At 53.8% G+C, this 17,443-nt stretch carries 14 protein-coding genes; all 14 read right to left on the reverse strand.

The window, feature by feature from the left end; all coding sequences use genetic code 11:
* Positions 1–232 precede the first annotated feature (232 nt).
* The 14 genes from ACOMD9_RS19145 to ACOMD9_RS19210 all read right to left on the reverse strand — a co-directional run bounded on the left by ACOMD9_RS19145 (position 233) and on the right by ACOMD9_RS19210 (position 17,435).
* Positions 233–1,231 carry an IS5 family transposase gene (locus tag ACOMD9_RS19145; protein ID WP_421417584.1) on the reverse strand — a complete coding sequence of 333 codons (999 nt, stop codon included), beginning with the start codon at positions 1,229–1,231 and terminating at the stop codon, positions 233–235.
* A 113-nt stretch (positions 1,232–1,344) separates the two neighbouring features.
* Positions 1,345–2,475 carry an IS5 family transposase gene (locus ACOMD9_RS19150; protein ID WP_421417585.1) on the reverse strand — a complete coding sequence of 377 codons (1,131 nt, stop codon included), beginning with the start codon at positions 2,473–2,475 and terminating at the stop codon, positions 1,345–1,347.
* Positions 2,476–2,541: 66 nt separating this feature from the next.
* Positions 2,542–3,834, reverse strand: coding sequence for a hypothetical protein (locus ACOMD9_RS19155; protein WP_421417586.1), 1,293 nt, complete (start codon positions 3,832–3,834; stop codon positions 2,542–2,544).
* Positions 3,831–6,290 (reverse strand): glycosyltransferase family 2 protein, encoded by a 2,460-nt coding sequence (locus ACOMD9_RS19160; protein ID WP_421417587.1) that lies wholly within the window; start codon positions 6,288–6,290, stop codon positions 3,831–3,833. The genes ACOMD9_RS19155 and ACOMD9_RS19160 overlap by 4 nt, the downstream gene beginning before the upstream one ends.
* Positions 6,229–6,663, reverse strand: coding sequence for a CgeB family protein (locus tag ACOMD9_RS19165; protein ID WP_421417588.1), 435 nt, complete (start codon positions 6,661–6,663; stop codon positions 6,229–6,231). The genes ACOMD9_RS19160 and ACOMD9_RS19165 overlap by 62 nt, the downstream gene beginning before the upstream one ends.
* A gap of 70 nt (positions 6,664–6,733) precedes the next feature.
* The gene (locus ACOMD9_RS19170; protein ID WP_421417589.1) at positions 6,734–7,918 is read right to left on the reverse strand and encodes an NAD-dependent epimerase/dehydratase family protein; all 1,185 of its coding nucleotides are present in this window, start codon (positions 7,916–7,918) and stop codon (positions 6,734–6,736) included.
* 70 nt (positions 7,919–7,988) lie between these two features.
* The gene (locus tag ACOMD9_RS19175) at positions 7,989–9,017 is read right to left on the reverse strand and encodes an SDR family NAD(P)-dependent oxidoreductase (RefSeq protein ID WP_421417590.1); all 1,029 of its coding nucleotides are present in this window, start codon (positions 9,015–9,017) and stop codon (positions 7,989–7,991) included.
* 25 nt (positions 9,018–9,042) lie between these two features.
* Entirely contained in the window at positions 9,043–10,293 is a 1,251-nt protein-coding gene (wecC, locus tag ACOMD9_RS19180) for a UDP-N-acetyl-D-mannosamine dehydrogenase (RefSeq protein WP_421417591.1), read from the reverse strand.
* An 18-nt stretch (positions 10,294–10,311) separates the two neighbouring features.
* Complete coding sequence (gene wecB, locus ACOMD9_RS19185) at positions 10,312–11,448, reverse strand: non-hydrolyzing UDP-N-acetylglucosamine 2-epimerase (RefSeq protein WP_421417613.1); 1,137 nt, start codon at positions 11,446–11,448, stop codon at positions 10,312–10,314.
* A gap of 51 nt (positions 11,449–11,499) precedes the next feature.
* Positions 11,500–13,440, reverse strand: a complete 1,941-nt coding sequence (gene glmS / locus ACOMD9_RS19190; RefSeq protein ID WP_421417592.1) for a glutamine--fructose-6-phosphate transaminase (isomerizing) — start codon at positions 13,438–13,440, stop codon at positions 11,500–11,502.
* A complete protein-coding gene (cysN, locus tag ACOMD9_RS19195) occupies positions 13,440–15,368 on the reverse strand; it encodes a sulfate adenylyltransferase subunit CysN (RefSeq protein ID WP_421417593.1) in 1,929 nt (642 codons plus the stop codon). The genes glmS and cysN overlap by 1 nt, the downstream gene beginning before the upstream one ends.
* 67 nt (positions 15,369–15,435) lie before the next feature.
* On the reverse strand, positions 15,436–15,810 hold the full coding sequence (locus ACOMD9_RS19200; RefSeq protein ID WP_421417594.1) for a four helix bundle protein: 375 nt from the start codon (positions 15,808–15,810) through the stop codon (positions 15,436–15,438).
* 60 nt (positions 15,811–15,870) lie between these two features.
* Positions 15,871–16,788, reverse strand: coding sequence for a sulfate adenylyltransferase subunit CysD (cysD, locus tag ACOMD9_RS19205; protein WP_421417595.1), 918 nt, complete (start codon positions 16,786–16,788; stop codon positions 15,871–15,873).
* Positions 16,789–16,913: 125 nt separating this feature from the next.
* Positions 16,914–17,435 carry a hypothetical protein gene (locus tag ACOMD9_RS19210; protein ID WP_421417596.1) on the reverse strand — a complete coding sequence of 174 codons (522 nt, stop codon included), beginning with the start codon at positions 17,433–17,435 and terminating at the stop codon, positions 16,914–16,916.
* Between the last annotated feature and the right edge of the window lie 8 nt (positions 17,436–17,443).

The following is a 17,443-nucleotide window of genomic DNA, read 5'->3' on the forward strand; positions in this document are numbered from 1 at the left end:
ATATTTAATCAATACTGCGAAGAAGCTACTTCACGCACAATGTCCAATTTGAAAATTTACTTTACTTAGGGAACCACTGATCAATTCGGTTCTTAGGGAACCACTGATCAATTCGGTTCTTAGAGGCTGAGTGGCTCAGAGTGACTCAATCATCGCGTCAGCGATCATTTTCTGACCACTTCAGGTCGTCGGTTTTCCCTGACAGCGGGGTTATCCGGCTGCCAGGCCAGATTCAGGGCGTACTGGCCCCATCAACTTGGCCCTCGCATCGTGTCGCCAGCACCAGGTTAGCCAGCCCGAACAGGCTGAAGAGTTGCGCCTGGTTCTTGGCCAACCCCTTGTAGCGCACCTTCCGGTAGCCGAAGAGGTTCTTGATGACATGAAACGGGTGCTCGACCTTGGCGCGGATGCTGGCCTTGGCCTTCTCGATCGCCAGCAGCATCGTTTTCATTGGGCTGTCGTCCATCTTCTTGATGGCGCCGCGTTTGGCGGCCACACAGCACTTGGAATCCGGGGCATCCTTCTCTTCGCCGAGATGCTTCCACATGCCGGTGTAGCCCGCGTCGCCGTATACCCGTTTGTCATCCTCCCGGACCAGAGCGCCGGCCATGGTGACATCGGCGACGTTGGCCGAGGTCGCGGCGACACTGTGAGTCAGTCCGGTGACGGCATCGACGCCGATATGGGCCTTCATCCCGAAGTACCACTGGTTGCCCTTCTTGGTCTGTTTCATCTCCGGATCGCGCTGCTTGGCCTTGTTCTTGGTGGAAGGGGCGGCTGCCACGATGGTGGCGTCGACGATCGTGCCCTCGCGCATGAACAGCCCTTTCTCGGCCAGGTGAGCATTGATCTCCTCGAAGATTCGCTGGGTCAGCGCATGCTTCTCCAGCAGATGACGGAAGCGCAGCAGCGTGGTCGCGTCCGGCACGCTCTCGATGGCCAAATCGATACCCACGAAATCGCGCATCGCCTGGCTATCGTAGATGGCATCTTCAAGTGCCTCGTCGGCGAGCGCATACCACTGTTGCAGGAAGTAGATCCGCAGCATGCGCTCCAGGCCGATAGGCGGACGGCCGCGCTTGCCCGCTGCATTCGGGAAGTAAGACGGCGACAGCACGTCGATGAGCCGTTGCCAAGGCACCAGCGCTTCCATCTGGGCCAGGAACCGCTCGCGGCGGGTCACCTTCTTCTTGTTCTGGTGCTCTGCCTGGGCGAAAGAGATCTGCTTCATCGGATGGCTCGGTCAGGTGGTGACAGGGTAGCCAGATTTTACCCCGCCGACGGCTGTCAGGCAGCTGTGGCGGGATTTATGCAGCGTTTCCTTAGAGGGTGTTTACAAATTTTTCAGGCCGTGTGGGTTAATCGGTTGAGCAACTGGCGGCCAGCCGCCAGCCATACCCAGGCTTCGGAGACTTCAACACGTCGATCATGGTGCATCACCAGCCGACGTGCCTTTTCGATCCAGGCATGGGTACGCTCGACGACCCACCGTTTCGGGAGGACAGTGAAGCCCTTGGCATCCGGCTGCCGTGTGAAGAGGTCTCCCTGGTTCGGTGTACACCACCGGCCCACGTTGGCATTGGCAGGATGGCGCACGACCTCTACCGTAATGCCGTGCTGTTGGTTGATCGTCTGCGCACAGCGTCCCGCATATCCAGTATCGACAAAAACTGTTGATATACCTGCATATTTTTCCATCCCATTTGCCATGACAGGGTGTGCGCCGTCGCGGTCTTGCACGCTGGCGGCCGTCACGCTCACAGCGAGCACCAGCCCCAGAGTATCGACGAGGACGTGACACTTACGACCTTTGATCTTCTTCCCGGCGTCGTAGCCACTGGTTCCGCCTTGTGGCGAATGCCGCGTCGACTGGGCATCCAGAATGGCGGCACTGGGCATCGGGTCACGCCCTTCACGCTCACGCCATTGAGCGCGCAAGCGGTCGTGCATCTGCTCAAACTTGCCCTGTTCGCTCCAGCGTCGAAAGATGCGATACACGGTCTGCCAGGGTGGAAAGTCCTGTGGCAACATCCGCCACGAGCAACCACTGCGGACCACATAGCAGCACGCATCGACCAACAAGCGCCGGGGGTAACGAGGCGGTGTGCCACGATGGCCATCGCCATCAAAGATGTCGGCCACTAACTTCCATTCGGCATCGGTCAGGCAACTGGGATAGCGTTGTTCTGGTGCCTGCTGTCGGTGGCGGTCCTGATAGCCGTACCGCGCAGGCGACTCTGCCTCAGGCGGCGGGTCACCGTTGTCAGAAGACTCATCGGGAGCGCCCTTGTGGCGCGTGATACCTGCCTCCTGAAGCGCCTTGCTCAGGGTGCCGATATACAGCGATATCCCGGTCCTGTCGGCGAGCGCATCGCGAATTTCAGTGAGAGTCGCCAGCGGTTTGTCGGTGACGATCTCACGCAGTACCGGCAGGTGTTCAGGCTTGACCTTCTTGGGGCGACCTCGGCGCGCCATGATTGCTGCTCCCGATCATGAGGGGGGTGATAGCAATCAATTATATACCATTTTGTAAACACCCTCTTAGGTTGAGCGACGGCCGCTCAGAAACATCAAGGATAATTTAAGCAATCGAAAAGGTGCCTTCAAGGTATTTACTCCAGGTTTTTTGATGGCATTTACAATTATCAAGCCGATTTTATAAGCATAAGACTGCTGTGTAACTTTTAGGCTATGACGAGCTTTTTCCAGTTGCTGATCCTTCTTCTTAATTTTACATGAAGAAGAAACACATAGGGCTTCCGCTCGTTTTAATTTATTTTTATAGCTCGACAACAGCTCATTTTTTTCTTTTTCTAAAGCATTTAACCTCAAAGATGCTGAAGATAGCTGAGCTTTTAACGCTTCAGAATTCTCTAAATATCTATTTGATAAATCAACCAATTGTCTATTGTTTTCGATGTACTCTTTAAGACTTTTTTGGTCAACATCACTCTTGGTAGCGGTTAAACGCAAATTCTTTTTATGCAGTTCTTGCGCAACTAGCCACCATCCAGAAAACGCATTCATTGCGCTTTCGCATTCACTCACAACTCGCATTAACTCAGTGCGGTCGAATTCGAAACCAGAGCAATTATATAGTGACTGGTATAGCCTTTTTACAAATGGACTCTCATAAACTTCATTGGAATATTGTGACCGGTTCAAATTTTCTGCCACCGTTCTGTCCAAAACAGATTTAATTTCCTCTAAAGAGGTAACGGGTAACTTAAGATAAGAAACTAGCTGACACGCCAATTCTAAATAGGATTCTCCAAACCAGTGCTCGTAATGTACTATAAAGCAATTGCCACCAGTGTGACGCAACGAGTCACATATTCGTGTCAGCCAAATCAACTCCGCCAACCGAGGGCTTATTGCATAATTTTTAACAAAAGACGCGATAACCGCAGAAGGCTCTCGAATAGCCAAAACATACCGAGGAGTCACTTTTTCAACATTAAATGTCCTAATCCAGAACGGCAATAAACTCGCTGTCTTTGGATCCTTGAAACCCCACTTTCCATTAGCATCATTTACCCTATTGTTTATAACAGCTCTAGCCCTTTTAAAATATGGGCGAATGCCTGGGGCTGTAACAAAATCTGATCTAACTGGTAAATTAGGACTGCATCCTAGGTGATTATAAACATCTAGATTTAATTTATTAACATCCCGATCTTCAAAATCACCATTAGGATTCTGATCACCCGTCACCTCAACATTATCTACACTTCTCAAACCAAGATTTGAGAGCAGCTCTGTCAACAGTGAAGTACCAGACCGTCCAGGACCAACAATAACGACTAGCTCTTTATGACCATCATCACTCATCATAATTCAGCCTTAATTAGATCGATATGTGACCGCAACTCATTAATGTCGTTGCATCTCGGCAGAAATATTTTCGCGTCTTTCAGATTACCGTTTCTAGCTATCTCTGCATCAATCATTAGCTTTTGCAATTTTCTTTTATGATAAACCACACTTTTAGAAGAATCCCAGAGCGGAGGAACTGAGCCATCATCTAATGAGTTAATAAACTCAACATCCATCATTAATTCGGAATATTGCTCTAGCGGGACTTCTTGCATATTTTCTTTTAACCAAGCAGATATTAAACGTCCATACTCAGAAAAACTCCAGTCATAAGAACAAGCTAATAATGTTCTCCCACCATCTTCCAAAAGCATTCGGTCATAATATGTGTTATTCGAAAGTTGTTTTTGCGGTTTTAGCCAATTTGCTTCTCGATTAATAGATATCAACGGAATACCTTGCTCCCGAGCTTTGACAGAAAAGGTCAAATCACACATAACTTTTGGATAAAAGTCGGAAAACTTCAAATCTATACATTTTCTGTGAAACGCGAGACATCCGGTCCCTACTAAGGTTACAAACCTGTCATTATCTAGTCTTTTCTTTAAACCAAAAACTTCAGTTCTTTCAAAATACCAAGTTAATGGGCTGGCAAATATAGAACCGTGGACGCAAACGGCGACCGTGTCATTATACTTCTTCAAAGCTTTAATCATTCGAGCGACATAATCGCCGGGATAAATAATATCGTCATCAATAGTAAATACGTAACCATCACTAACCTGGTCAATCCAATAAAATTTTCCGGCAGCCCCCAAATCCTCAAACTCTTTGCTAAGAACTGCCGTTATCTTAGGATGATCCAGAAATTCAGGAACAGATTCGTAACCGTTAAGATAGATATAGATTTTGTCTACTTGAGTTATAACGGAAAGCAATGTTCTATGAAGCTGATTAACTCGTTCAGGAATCGAAGCAAGTGCCATGGTAATTTGGTCGCGCCCTTGTCTCGAACCTAAGTACTTTTCAAATTTCTCGAACGCGCTCCTAGAATACCAATAATCACAAATGCTGCTCAACGAACTCCCTGTTTCTTCACATTTTTCTCTAAACTCAGCATTGGACACTCGCCATGTGTGATTGTTTGTATTTTCCTGGCGAATCGCTACTAAATTTGATAGATCGTGAAGGCATACTGTCAAATCTTCACTTTTAGCTGCTAATAAAAGTGAAGTATCAGCCGCACCATAGCAGTTCACATCAAAATCAATCTCACGCAATACTGTTGCTTTTCCACCTATCGAGTTACCCCCGACCCATAACTTGCCAGGCATTAACTCCGAAGACTTAAAATTAACATCGATCGGGCATTTGCTTTTTCTTCTATATAATGAGTCATCGCCCTCAAAGGCAATATAACAAGGTGGCTTCCCAAACAAATCAGCATCTACTGCATGCTGGCCTAACACTAGGTCTGTCAAGTAATGGCGCCCGTAGACGTCATCATCATCCATTTTAAAAACCAACTCCCCCCTCGCAGCACTTAATCCAATCTTTAAGCAAGTCCCTGTATATTCATGGTTGGGTACGCGAACTGCTATAATATCTTTACGATTTTCAGTTATGTCGCGAACTCTATCTGGCAGCGGACTACTGGAGTTTATTATTATTATCAGCTCTTTATTTTTATAGTCTTGCGAATCAAAGCATTGAATTAAAGAGGCTAATTTACCCAACCGGAAAGTCGGTGCAATTACGCTAACGAGCGGATCATTGTGATAATCGAAATTTAACCCGACTGTTTTGTAGATTTTTTTTAGCCGATTTGCAAATGTATGCTCAGAACAAACCTTGCGCCAGTAAATTTTTGCCAACTCGGTTTGCTGCATTTTTGGCATTTGTAGGATTTTCGCTGCTGCATCGATTAACCCCAAATCATTACCGCACTCTAACTGGATACCACACAATAATCCAGCTTGATCTGCGTATCCAGCATAGAGCGGTATTACTTTACTAGCAGTCGCCTCCAATATCATTCTTTGCTGGGACATCGCTGATTGAGTTTTGTTCGGAATGATAATCTCAGCTAAGGTATTTTTTAGAATACTATTTCGTTCAGCGTAACTAACCGAACCCAAAATCCGAGACAAAGGCAAGCCGAGCTCATTCGCTTTTGATCGAAGTACGCGATCTTGAGAATCAATTAAATATGATTTAGAGAAAAAATCAGTTTTCAGAACGCGAAAATGATCGGGGTGTCGGTGAACTTGTGCGGCACCATCAATTATAAAATCAAATTCGTCATTATTTTCCTTTGAATCATAACGACGGAAAGGATTAGAAAATCTCGGATTTACAGCTAGCGGCAGATGCTTTCCATTCTGTGGCGAATATAGATCTACCTGCCGCTTATCAGCAAAAAAAAACGTAGTCAAATGATTTTGAAATCCCTGAGAAGTAGTCGCTTGATTCAATCCCTTGCGTATCCCAAAACAAAGTCGGTATTGATAAGTTTTTGCAAAGCGATAGCACCTCTAGAATTATTTCATGTTTGTATGAGGTTTTATTCAGCGCTCCATCCCAGCAGCCTGCTGAGAACGAGAAAGCGGATTCAACAATGAGAACATCAGGACAACCTCCTTTGATAAAGGCCTCATAGTTATCAATAGTTAATCGTAGAACTTTTACCTCAGTTGAAAGATTTCTATGAAGCCATCTGCTTCCAATTAATCCAATTGTGTGATCGGTACGTGGCTGAACTTGTCCAAGGGTCTCGGGATCATCTCCCCAAAAAATAGTCCTACTATCCAAGTCACTTAAATAGTCCATTGGAATTAATTTCGACATCTGCCCTCTCACCTATACTATACCGCCACACAATCGGAAATTAATTAAATCTATGACATGCTAGCTACAGCTACCACTTAACGCCTTTAAATATGACGTCCTTACGGATGTTGTCTTTATACTTTTTCACCACCTTGAACATTCCTGCCATAACGTCTTCCGTCAGGTAGTGTGGTTTCACGCCAAGCTCAATCAGCCCCTGATAGGTCGGGTTGTAGTAGTGCTCTTCGGCTTCTTTCCGGGGATTTTCAAGATGGTCCACCTGCACGTCATAGCCAAGCTGCTGGCCTACACGCTGGGTCATTTCCGCCAGCTCGTTGGCCGAGAAGGTTTCCATAATCTGGTTAAAGATACGCAGCTCACCTTTTTCAGCCGGGCTTTTCTCTGATTGATGAATACACTGCAGGGTGTCCTTGATGTTCAGGTAACCCCGAGTCTGGCCGCCTTTGCCATAGACAGTCAGTGGGTAATCCACCACAGCCTGCACGATGAAGCGGTTTACGATGGTGCCGAACACTTCGTCGTAGTTGAAGATCGTGCTCAGGCGGGGGTCGACGGCGGCTTCTTCCGTCTCAATACCGTATACCGGCCCCTGCATCAGGTCAGTGACCTTCAGGTCCCACATGCGTACGCCAAACCAGAGAAGGTCGGTATCCATGACCTTGGTGGTGTGGTAGATCGAGCCGGCTGCACGGGGAAACAGGAACTTGCCCTTACGCCCCTTATGCTCGATTTCAATCCAGCCTTCTTCAATGTCGATGTTCGGGGTGCCATACTCGCCCATGGTGCCCAACTTGATGATGTGGGTGTCCCGGGAGAAATCCCGCACTGCAAACATAAGGTTGTTAGTAACCCGTAAGTTGTTGACGAGAGTCAGGTCTGCGTGGGCGTAGTCGATCAGAGAGAAAGGCGCGGACGGCTGCTCCGCGTAATGGACGACGGTTTCCGGAATGCCGGTGAACTTCGGGTTAACACACCAATTGTATTTAACACTGCCATCGAACAGGGAGCGCATTACCTGGGGTTCAGCCAGGTCACCAATAACGACCTTGATCTCATGGCCGGTTTTTTCGTGCCATATTTTTGCCCGCTCCATGAGAGTTGGCACGGGGTACAGCATACCAACGTCTAGGTCCTGGCAGTTGTTGCGACGCAGGTAATTGTCTACCACCGTTACTTCATAGCCTCGGGCCGAGAAGTACATAGCCGTCGGCCAACCCAGATAACCATCACCACCAAGAATGAGAACGTGCATAATAAACTCCAATCAGTTGCTACTCTTCCCGCATACGAGCTTTGGGAAATGAATAATTTAGACAATTAGTTTAAATCAGACGATTGTCTCTTAGGAACTGTGACAACTCGTCATGAGTCAGCGCCGGCTCATTGGCCGAATTGTAAGGATTTGTTACCTCGTTCGATAGCACTCCGTCGTATGAGTAATCAATGTCGGTAAAGCGTTTCATAATGGCCGGCTTGATCACGAAATAACGCTCAAGCTCAATAGCGCGACCAGTTTCTTCGCCAGTCATAAGTTCTTCGTAAAGCTTTTCACCGGGCTTTACGCCAATCTCCTGAATCTCAACCCGCTCCGGGTCCCGTTGGTACTCAGACGCTAGTTTATCGATCATGACTTCTGCCAGGTCCTTGATGCGGATTACCGGCATCTTGGTCACAAATACCTCACCGCCCCTGGCCAGCATGGCGGAGTCGATGATCAGCTGTACAGACTCTTCAATGCTCATGATAAAGCGAGTCATCGCCTCATGAGTCAGGGTGATGGGCCTACCCTTTTTAATCTGCTCCCGGAAGATGGGAATCACAGAACCACGGGAGCCGAGGACGTTACCGAATCGTGTGGAGGCGAAGATACAACCGGATTTACGGAATTCCACGTTCGCAGCGGTGGTCAGCCGTTCACCCATGAGCTTGGAGGTGCCCATCACATTGGTGGGGTTCACAGCTTTGTCGGAACTGGTGAAGATAACCTTTGAGACGCCAGCATTCACGGCGGCACGAATGACATTGTCCACGCCCATGATGTTGGTCTGCACCGCCTCGTGGGGCACTTGTTCACAGAGGATCACGTGCTTGAAGGCCGCCGTGTGAAAAACGATATCTGCGCCTTCCATCTTGCGGGTCAAGGCGTACTCATCACGGACATCGCAAAGGAAGAAATGAGCGTTCGGATGATCCCGGTAGGTCTCCGTAAGAAAAAAAAGCTCACTCTCGTTGTTGTCGAGAACGATTAACTCTTTCACATGATATTCATAAATCAACTGGTTAACCAACTCTTTCCCAACTGTGCCACAACCACCAGTCACCACTACTGTTTTATCTTGAAAAAAGTCCATTTCTACCTTCTCGTTGAACTATGTGTTATAGAGTATTTAGCAAGCCACATAAGTCTATCACATCATGAATTGTGAGATCATGAATCTTGCTGTGAAACTGTCTGTGGGGAACAAGCGCCACAACAATGTCGGCCTGGCATGCCTCTTCGAAAGAAACGATCTCAACATTATCGTTGAGGGCCTCAGGTCGGCGTCTGAGATGCGGCTCGGCCGCCATGATTGTCACCCCCCTTTCATGTGCCAAAGTATTTGCAATGGCCAAGGCTGGGCTGTTTCGCAAATCATCTGTATTCGCCTTGTAAGTCAATCCAAGCAGGCCAACCGTTACATTATGCTCATTATTGAACTGATTGGATACTCTCTCCATAATCTTTGAGATGACCCTGCTGGGCTGGGTGTCGTTCACATTTCTGGCTTGCCGGATCAACCTGGCTTCGTCCGGTACCTGCGAGATGACAAACCAAGGGTCAATAGCGATACAGTGTCCGCCCACGCCTGGGCCAGGGTTAAGAATATTTACCCGCGGGTGCAAGTTTGCCAAGCGAATAAGCTCCCAAACGGGCACCCCAAGCTTGTCACAGATTGCCGATAGCTCGTTGGCAAAGGCGATGTTCACATCCCTGAAGCTATTTTCAGCAAGCTTGCACATCTCGGCACTACGAACATCCGTTGTTATGCACTTGCCAGAAACAAAAAATTCATAGAGTGAGCGTGCTCGTTCTGCGCATCGAGAACTCATCCCCCCAACAATTCGATCATTATGAACCAGTTCGTGAATAACCTTTCCAGGCATGACACGTTCAGGGCAGTGAGCAACATTCACGTCGGCGTTGCTGCCAGCAACCTGCGGAAATGAGAGATCGGGTCTCTGTTCAGCCAACATTCTTGCCAAGCGTTCTGTGGTTCCGACTGGGGATGTCGACTCGAGGATCACAAGATCCCCTTTCTTCAACACTGCAGCAAGGTTGTGCGCGGCCTTATCAATAAACGACAGATCAGGCTGATTTTCTTCGGTTAGAGGTGTCGGAACGGCAATGAGATAAACATCTGCTGTTTCGGAGCGAGTGGTCGCCCTGAGGTACCCCTCCTTGACAGCCGCGTGAACGAGCATATCCAGGTCGGGCTCAACAATGTGGATTTCGCCACGATTGATCGTCTCCACCGCATTTTTATCGATATCAACGCCTACGACCTGTCGCTGCCTGGAGGCAATGACGGCAGCGGTTGGTAGGCCAATGTAACCTAGCCCAATGACACAGATTTTACGAAAACTCATAGCGACTGTAATTTCCTGTTATGCTCCTGCACGGGCTTTCCAGCTGGCAAGTATGGTGATAATCCGTTCGCAAGCGTGGCCATCGCCATACGGATTATGAGCCATTCTCATTTGATCATAGGCACTTCCGTCATTTAATAACCGAGAAATCTCTGTCACGATCGCGTCAACATCTGTTCCTACCAACCGTACGGTACCTGCACGAACGGCTTCTGGGCGTTCGGTGGTTTCTCGCATCACCAGCACCGGCTTGCCGAGTGACGGGGCCTCTTCCTGCACGCCACCGGAATCGGTGAGGATCAGATGGGCCCGGTTCATCAGGTAGACGAACGGCAGGTAATCGAGAGGTTCGATCAGGTGCACGTTGTCGATGTCCGACAGCAGCCGGTTAACCGGCTCACGCACGTTGGGGTTGAGATGCACCGGGTAGACGATCTGGGTCTCGGGGTGGCGAGCGGCCGTATCGTGCAGCGCCTGACAGATACGCTCGAAGCCGCCACCGAAACTCTCGCGACGGTGACCGGTCACCAGGATCAGCTTGCGGTTGGCATCCAGGAAGTCGAACTGCTCGGCAAACTGCTGCTGGAATACCGGGCTGTGTTCCAGCTTGCGGACCACATCGAGCAGTGCGTCGATCACGGTGTTACCCGTGACATGCACCTTGGCGGGGGCCACGCCCTCCTCGAGCAGGTTCTGCCGGGAGCGGTCCGTGGGGGCGAAGTGCAGCTCGGCCAGGGCGCCGGTGAGCTTGCGGTTGGCCTCTTCCGGCCAGGGCGAGTAGATATTGCCGGTGCGCAGTCCCGCTTCCACGTGGCCTACCGGAATCTGCTGGTAGTAAGCGGCCAGCGTGGCGGAGAGGGTGGTCGAGGTGTCGCCGTGCACCAGCACGATATCGGGCTTGACCTCGGACAGAACCCCTTTCATGCCTTGCAGGATCGCCGTGGTCACATCGGTCAGGTCCTGCCCCGGCGTCATGATGTTCAGGTCATGATCGGGCTTGAGCTCGAAGAGATCCAGCACCTGATCGAGCATTTGGCGATGCTGGCCGGTCACGCAGACCTGGGCGTCGAAACGCGCATCGCCGGCGAGGGCTAGGGCCAGGGGAGCCATCTTGATGGCTTCGGGGCGCGTACCGAACACGCAGAGAGTCTTGATGGGCATATAAGGTCAGTCGTTACGCATTGCCGGTAACGGATGAAAGCGGGATCACTCGACCGTCACCGATTTTGCGAGATTACGTGGCTTGTCGACATCGGTACCCTTGACCAGTGCCACATGGTAGGAAAGCAACTGCAATGGCACGCTGTAGACGATGGGCGCCACCTCATCGGCCACCTTGGGCAATAGCAGGTTGTGCACGCCCTCCCCGTCTTCAAGGCCAGCATGCTCACAGACGAAATTGATCAACTGGCCGCCGCGGGCGCGCACTTCCTGCAGGTTGCTCTTGAGCTTTTCCAGCAGCTCGTCGCTGGGCGCCACGGTCACCACCGGCATGTCGTCGTCGACCAGCGCCAGGGGGCCATGCTTGAGCTCGCCGGCGGCGTAGGCCTCGGCGTGAATGTAGGATATCTCCTTGAGCTTCAGCGCCCCTTCCATGGCCACCGGATAGTGCGGCCCACGCCCCAGGAACAGGGTATGGTGCTTGCTGGCGAAGCGGGCAGCCAAGGCTTCGATGGTCGGCTCGAGATCGAGCACCCGCTCGACCTGCTCCGGCAGCGCGGCGAGGTCGGACATCAGTGACGCCACACGTTCCTCGCCCAGTCGCTCACGGCCCAGGGCAACGCTCAGCCACAACAGAGCCGCCAACTGGGTGGTAAAGGCCTTGGTGGAGGCCACGCCGATCTCCGGCCCGGCGTTGGTCAGCAGGCGCAGATCGGATTCCCTGACGAGGGAACTGCCCGGCACATTGCAGATCGCCAGGGTGGCGAGATAGCCGGCGGTTTTGGCGAAGCGCAGGGCGGCCAGGGTATCCGCCGTCTCACCCGACTGGGAGATGGTCACGAACAGGGTGCCTTCGGGCACCACCACATGGCGGTAGCGAAACTCGCTGGCTATCTCCACCGCACAGGGAAGGCCGGCCAGCCCCTCCAGCCAGTAGCGCGCCACCAGCCCGGCATGGTAGCTGGTGCCACAGGAAACGATCTGGACCTGCTTGACGCTGGCCAGCAGCGCATCGGCACCGGGCCCCAGAATGGAAGTGAGCAGCCTGCCCTCGTCCGACACCTTGCCTTCCAGGGTGGCCTTCAGGGCGCGCGGCTGCTCGTGGATCTCCTTGAGCATGAAGTGACGATACTCACCCTTGTCGGCCACCTGGTCACCGTGCTCGTAGCGCACGACGGGGCGCTGCACCTCTGACCACTCCAGCACGGCCTTGGGGTCAGACCCCGCTGGCTGTCCTGTCGTGGTCATCGGCATTGACTGGCGAGCCTGTTCAGCCCTGGGGTCTGACCCCAAGGCCTCATAGATCCGGCAGGCATCGCGCGTGACCAGGGCATGGTCACCTTCTTCCAGGTAGATGAAGCGGTCGGTGACCTGCAACAATGCCAGGGGGTCGGAGGCGATGAAGTGCTCTTCGCTGCCTTCCCCGATCACCAGCGGGCTGCCCATGCGGGCGCAGAGCAGGCTTTCCGGGTGCTCGATATGAATGATGCCCAGGGCATAGGCGCCATGCAGGAACGAGAGCGTGGTGCGAAACGCACTCAGCAGGCGCTGTTCGGCATCAGGCGCTTCGGCCTGCCGGTAATGGTGATCGAACAGGTGGGCGATCACTTCCGTGTCGGTCTCGGAGTGAAAGGTGTAACCCTGCTGCTGAAGCGACGAGCGCAGGCTCTCGTGGTTCTCGATGATGCCGTTGTGCACCACCGCCACCGAGGCATTCGACATATGCGGGTGCGCATTGTAGCGGCTCGGCTTGCCGTGGGTGGCCCAGCGCGTGTGGGCGATACCCAGCTGCCCTTTCACCTCTCGCCTGGCCAGCTTCGCTTCCAGTTCGGCGACCTTGCCGGTTTCCCGCTCCCGCTGGAGCTGGCCTGCCAGCGCCACGGCGATGCCGGCAGAGTCGTAGCCGCGGTATTCCAGCCGCTTCAGCCCTTCGAGAAGAATGGGGGTGACATTGCGCAGGCTGGCTGCGCCAACGATTCCGCACATTACAGCTCCTTCAGCAGCCGGCTGATGATCTCCTGCTGCCCCAGCTCCTCGGTGTTGACGGTCACCTCGGCCGCCTTGGGCACCTCGTAGGGGCTGTTGATGCCGGTGAAGTCCTTGATCTTGCCTTCGCGGGCCTTCTGGTAGAGCCCCTTGGGGTCGCGCTGCTCGCAGATATCCAGCGGGGTGTCGACGTGGACCTCGATGAAATCGCCCTCGGCGAACATCTCGCGGGCGGCGTCGCGGTCGGCGCGGAACGGCGAGATGAAGGCGGTGATGACGATGATGCCGGCCTCGGCGAACAGCCGGGCCACCTCGCCCACCCGCCGGATGTTCTCGGCGCGATCCGCCTCCCCCATGCCCAGATCCTTGCACAGGCCGTGGCGGATATTGTCGCCGTCGAGCAGCATGGTGTGATAGCCGCGGCGATTCAGCTCGACCTCCAGGGCGTTGGCCAGCGAGGATTTCCCTGCACCGGAGAGCCCGGTGAACCACACACACTTGCCGGCGTGGCCGTTGAGCTGCTCGCGCATGGCCTGGGTCACGCTGGTGCGGTTCCACACCACGTTGGCCTTGCTGTCGTGTTCGCGGAATTCGTAGGGCAGCTCAGCATCGAGCGACTGGTGGATCATGCCGGCGCCCACGGTGATGTTGGTCAACCGGTCGATGATGATGAAGCTGCCCGTGCCGGGACTGGTGCGGTAGTCGTCTACCGGCACCGGGGCGGTGAGCTCGACTCGGCAGCGGGCGATGGTGTTGAGGTCCAGGTGATCGGCGTGGCGCTGCTCGAGGGTGTTGACGTCGACCTGGTAGTCGATGGTCGTCACCTTGCCGGCGAGGTCCCGGGTGGCGAGCTTGAAGTCGTAGAGCTTGCCCGGTTCCAGGGTGGTCTCGTGCATCCACACGATATCCGCCTCGAAGCTGGAGGCCAGCGGCACCTGGTCGTCCGCGGCGATCAGCCAGTCGCCCCGCGAGATGTCGATTTCGTCTTCCAGGGTGACGGTGATCGCCTGGCCGGGATTGGCCACCCCCAGGTCGCCGTCGAAGGTGACGATGCGTTCGACCTTGCTGGTCTTGCCCGAGGGCAGCGCACGCACGGCCTGGCCGGGGTGCAGGATGCCGGCGGCCAGGGTGCCGCAGTAGCCACGGAAGTCGAGATTGGGGCGGTTGACGTACTGCACCGGCAGCCGCAGGTCGCGCAGGTTCTGGTCGTGGCTGATCTCGACGTGCTCGAGCAGTTCGAGCAGTGCGGGCCCCGGCTTGCCATCGACACGGTACCAGCCCATCGCCTCGCTCGGGTTGACCACGTTGTCGCCCTTCAGCGCCGACATGGGCACGAAGCGGATGTCACGGGCGTTGAGCTTCTCGGCGACTTCCTGGTACTCGGCGACGATCTCGTCATAGCGCGCCTGGGAGTAGTCGACCAGATCCATCTTGTTGATGGCCACCACCAGGTGCTGGATACCCAGCAGGTCGGCGATAAAGCTGTGCCTTCTGGTTTGGGTTTGAACGCCGTGGCGCGCATCGATCAGGATGATCGCCAGGCTGGCGGTGGAGGCCCCGGTGGCCATGTTGCGGGTGTACTGCTCGTGCCCCGGGGTGTCGGCGATGATGAACTTGCGCTTGTCGGTGGAGAAGAAGCGGTAGGCGACATCGATGGTGATGCCCTGCTCGCGCTCCGACTGCAGGCCATCGACCAGCAGCGCCAGGTCGACCTCGTCACCGGTGGTGCCGCTGGTCTTCGAGGCCTGGGTGATCGCCGCCAGTTGATCCTCGTAGATCATCTTGGAGTCGTGCAGCAGCCGGCCGATCAGGGTCGACTTGCCGTCGTCGACGCTGCCGCAGGTGATGAAGCGCAGCAGGTCTTTCTGCTCATGTTCGCGGAGGTAGGCTTCGATGTCGTCGGCGATCATCGGGGAGGCGTGGGACATAGCGCAATCCTAGGCATAAGAGAAAAGAGGGAAGAAGGAAGAAGGAAGAGGTCAGGGATGACATCCGCTACGAACTGTGGCCTGAAGCTGACGCTTTACCATGGGAGGCTTGCCGTCGAATCAGTCCGGTTAACATAGCGGCAATCTCCTTGGTTTCGGACACCCACAGGCGTCCCTGTTCACGCTCGACATACCCAATCTCCGTACCGATATACACCTGAGTACGCAACTCGGCGCAAGACCCCAATGCGATATATAGAAACTTGATACGATCCTTGGTGGTTGGCCGTACCATGCCTTCAGCGATGTTGCTGGGAATCGACAAGCCGGAACGAGTGATCTGGTCCTTAAAACCAAAATCGCGCAAGCCGGAAAATTGCTGGTAAAGCTGTGCGGACAATCTGGCCGAGCGTTTCCACACATCCAGTGTCTCAAAGTTCATGTTGCCTCCCTTCCTTCTGACCTCTTCCCTCTTCCATCTCTCTAACGCGCCCGAAGCGCGTTAGAAGTACCCTTCCCTCTTCTTCTTCTCCATCGACCCGGCCTGGTCGTGGTCGATGGCGCGGCCGCTTCGTTCCGAGGTGCGGGTCAGCAGCATCTCCTGGATGATCTCGGGCAGGGTGGCGGCCTTGGATTCCACGGCGCCGGTGAGCGGGTAGCAGCCCAGGGTGCGGAAGCGCACCCACTTCTCCTCCGGCACCTCGCCGGGTTCGAGCGGGAGGCGATCGTCATCGACCATGATGGTCATGCCGTCGCGCTCGACCACCGGGCGCGGGGCGGCGTAGTAGAGCGGCACGATGGGAATGGACTCGAGGTGGATGTACTGCCAGATATCGAGCTCGGTCCAGTTGGAGAGCGGGAAGACACGGATCGATTCGCCCTTGTTGACCTTGGCGTTGTAGACGTTCCAGAGTTCCGGGCGCTGGCTCTTGGGGTCCCAGCGGTGATGCTTGTCGCGGAAGGAGAACACCCGCTCCTTGGCGCGGCTGGCCTCCTCGTCGCGGCGCGCCCCGCCGAAGGCGGCATCGAAACCGTACTTGTCCAGCGCCTGCTTGAGGGCGGCCGTCTTCATCACGTCGGTGTACTTGGCGCTGCCGTGGTCGAAGGGATTGATCTTGGCGGCACGCCCCTCCTCGTTGATGTGCTCGATCAGCTCCATGCCGGCTTCCGCGGCCATGCGATCGCGGAAGGCGATCATCTCGCGGAACTTCCAGGTGGTGTTGACGTGAAGCAACGGGAACGGCGGCACACCGGGATAGAAGGCCTTGCGCGCCAGGTGCAGCATCACCGAGGAGTCCTTGCCGATGGAGTACATCATCACCGGGTTGCGGAACTCCGCCGCCACCTCACGGATGATATGGATCGACTCGGCCTCGAGCTGCTTGAGGTGGGTCTGCCGTTCGGGGGTTATTTCGGACATCGAGATTCCAGATAAATTCAGGGTTCAAGGTTATTAGAAAGATAGCTTTAAGCTGTAAGCCGTAAGCTGTAAGTAATCCCAAAACCAGTTAGGTGGTGTATTCTTACAGCTTACGGCTTGAAGCTTTACACTCGCGACCAGCCAGGGTGAAACATCAATGCCATCATGAAAGTCCTGTATTGACGAGAGTCTCTCCTGAGCGCATTAAAATCGCTGAAAGCAGACTCAGCAATATCAATGAGCTCTGTCACCTCATCTCGAGAAAAGCGCATGGACAAATCATAGTCGGCTTCATGTCGTGCCTGCTGGAGTTCGAAAAACGCTTGAGATAGAGAAACCAGCTCAGCACACGGAGGCCCGCCTAGAAGCGTGGCGATGGGGACAGGAGGCTTTTGGGGATTCCAGTTGGCAATACTCCTGCAGACTTTCTTCATGTCCCCATGATTAAGCGAGCGCGCCACAGCCTCACGCAGCCCCCTGTGATTGTTGCCTCTGACCACCTCACGACTGGCAGCCTCGACCAGAAGATGAAACAAGGCATAATAGGCCGTCGATACGGCTCGCCGAAGGCTCGCTTGTTTGGGGCGTTGAGGTTCGCGCTTGGCCAGTATCCTGGCCTGTTCCAGGAGGTCGTTTGCAAGCGTCAAGCATACCT

It is taken from the genome of Halomonas terrestris, assembly GCF_049166755.1.
In the GTDB taxonomy this organism is placed as follows: Bacteria; Pseudomonadota; Gammaproteobacteria; order Pseudomonadales; family Halomonadaceae; genus Halomonas.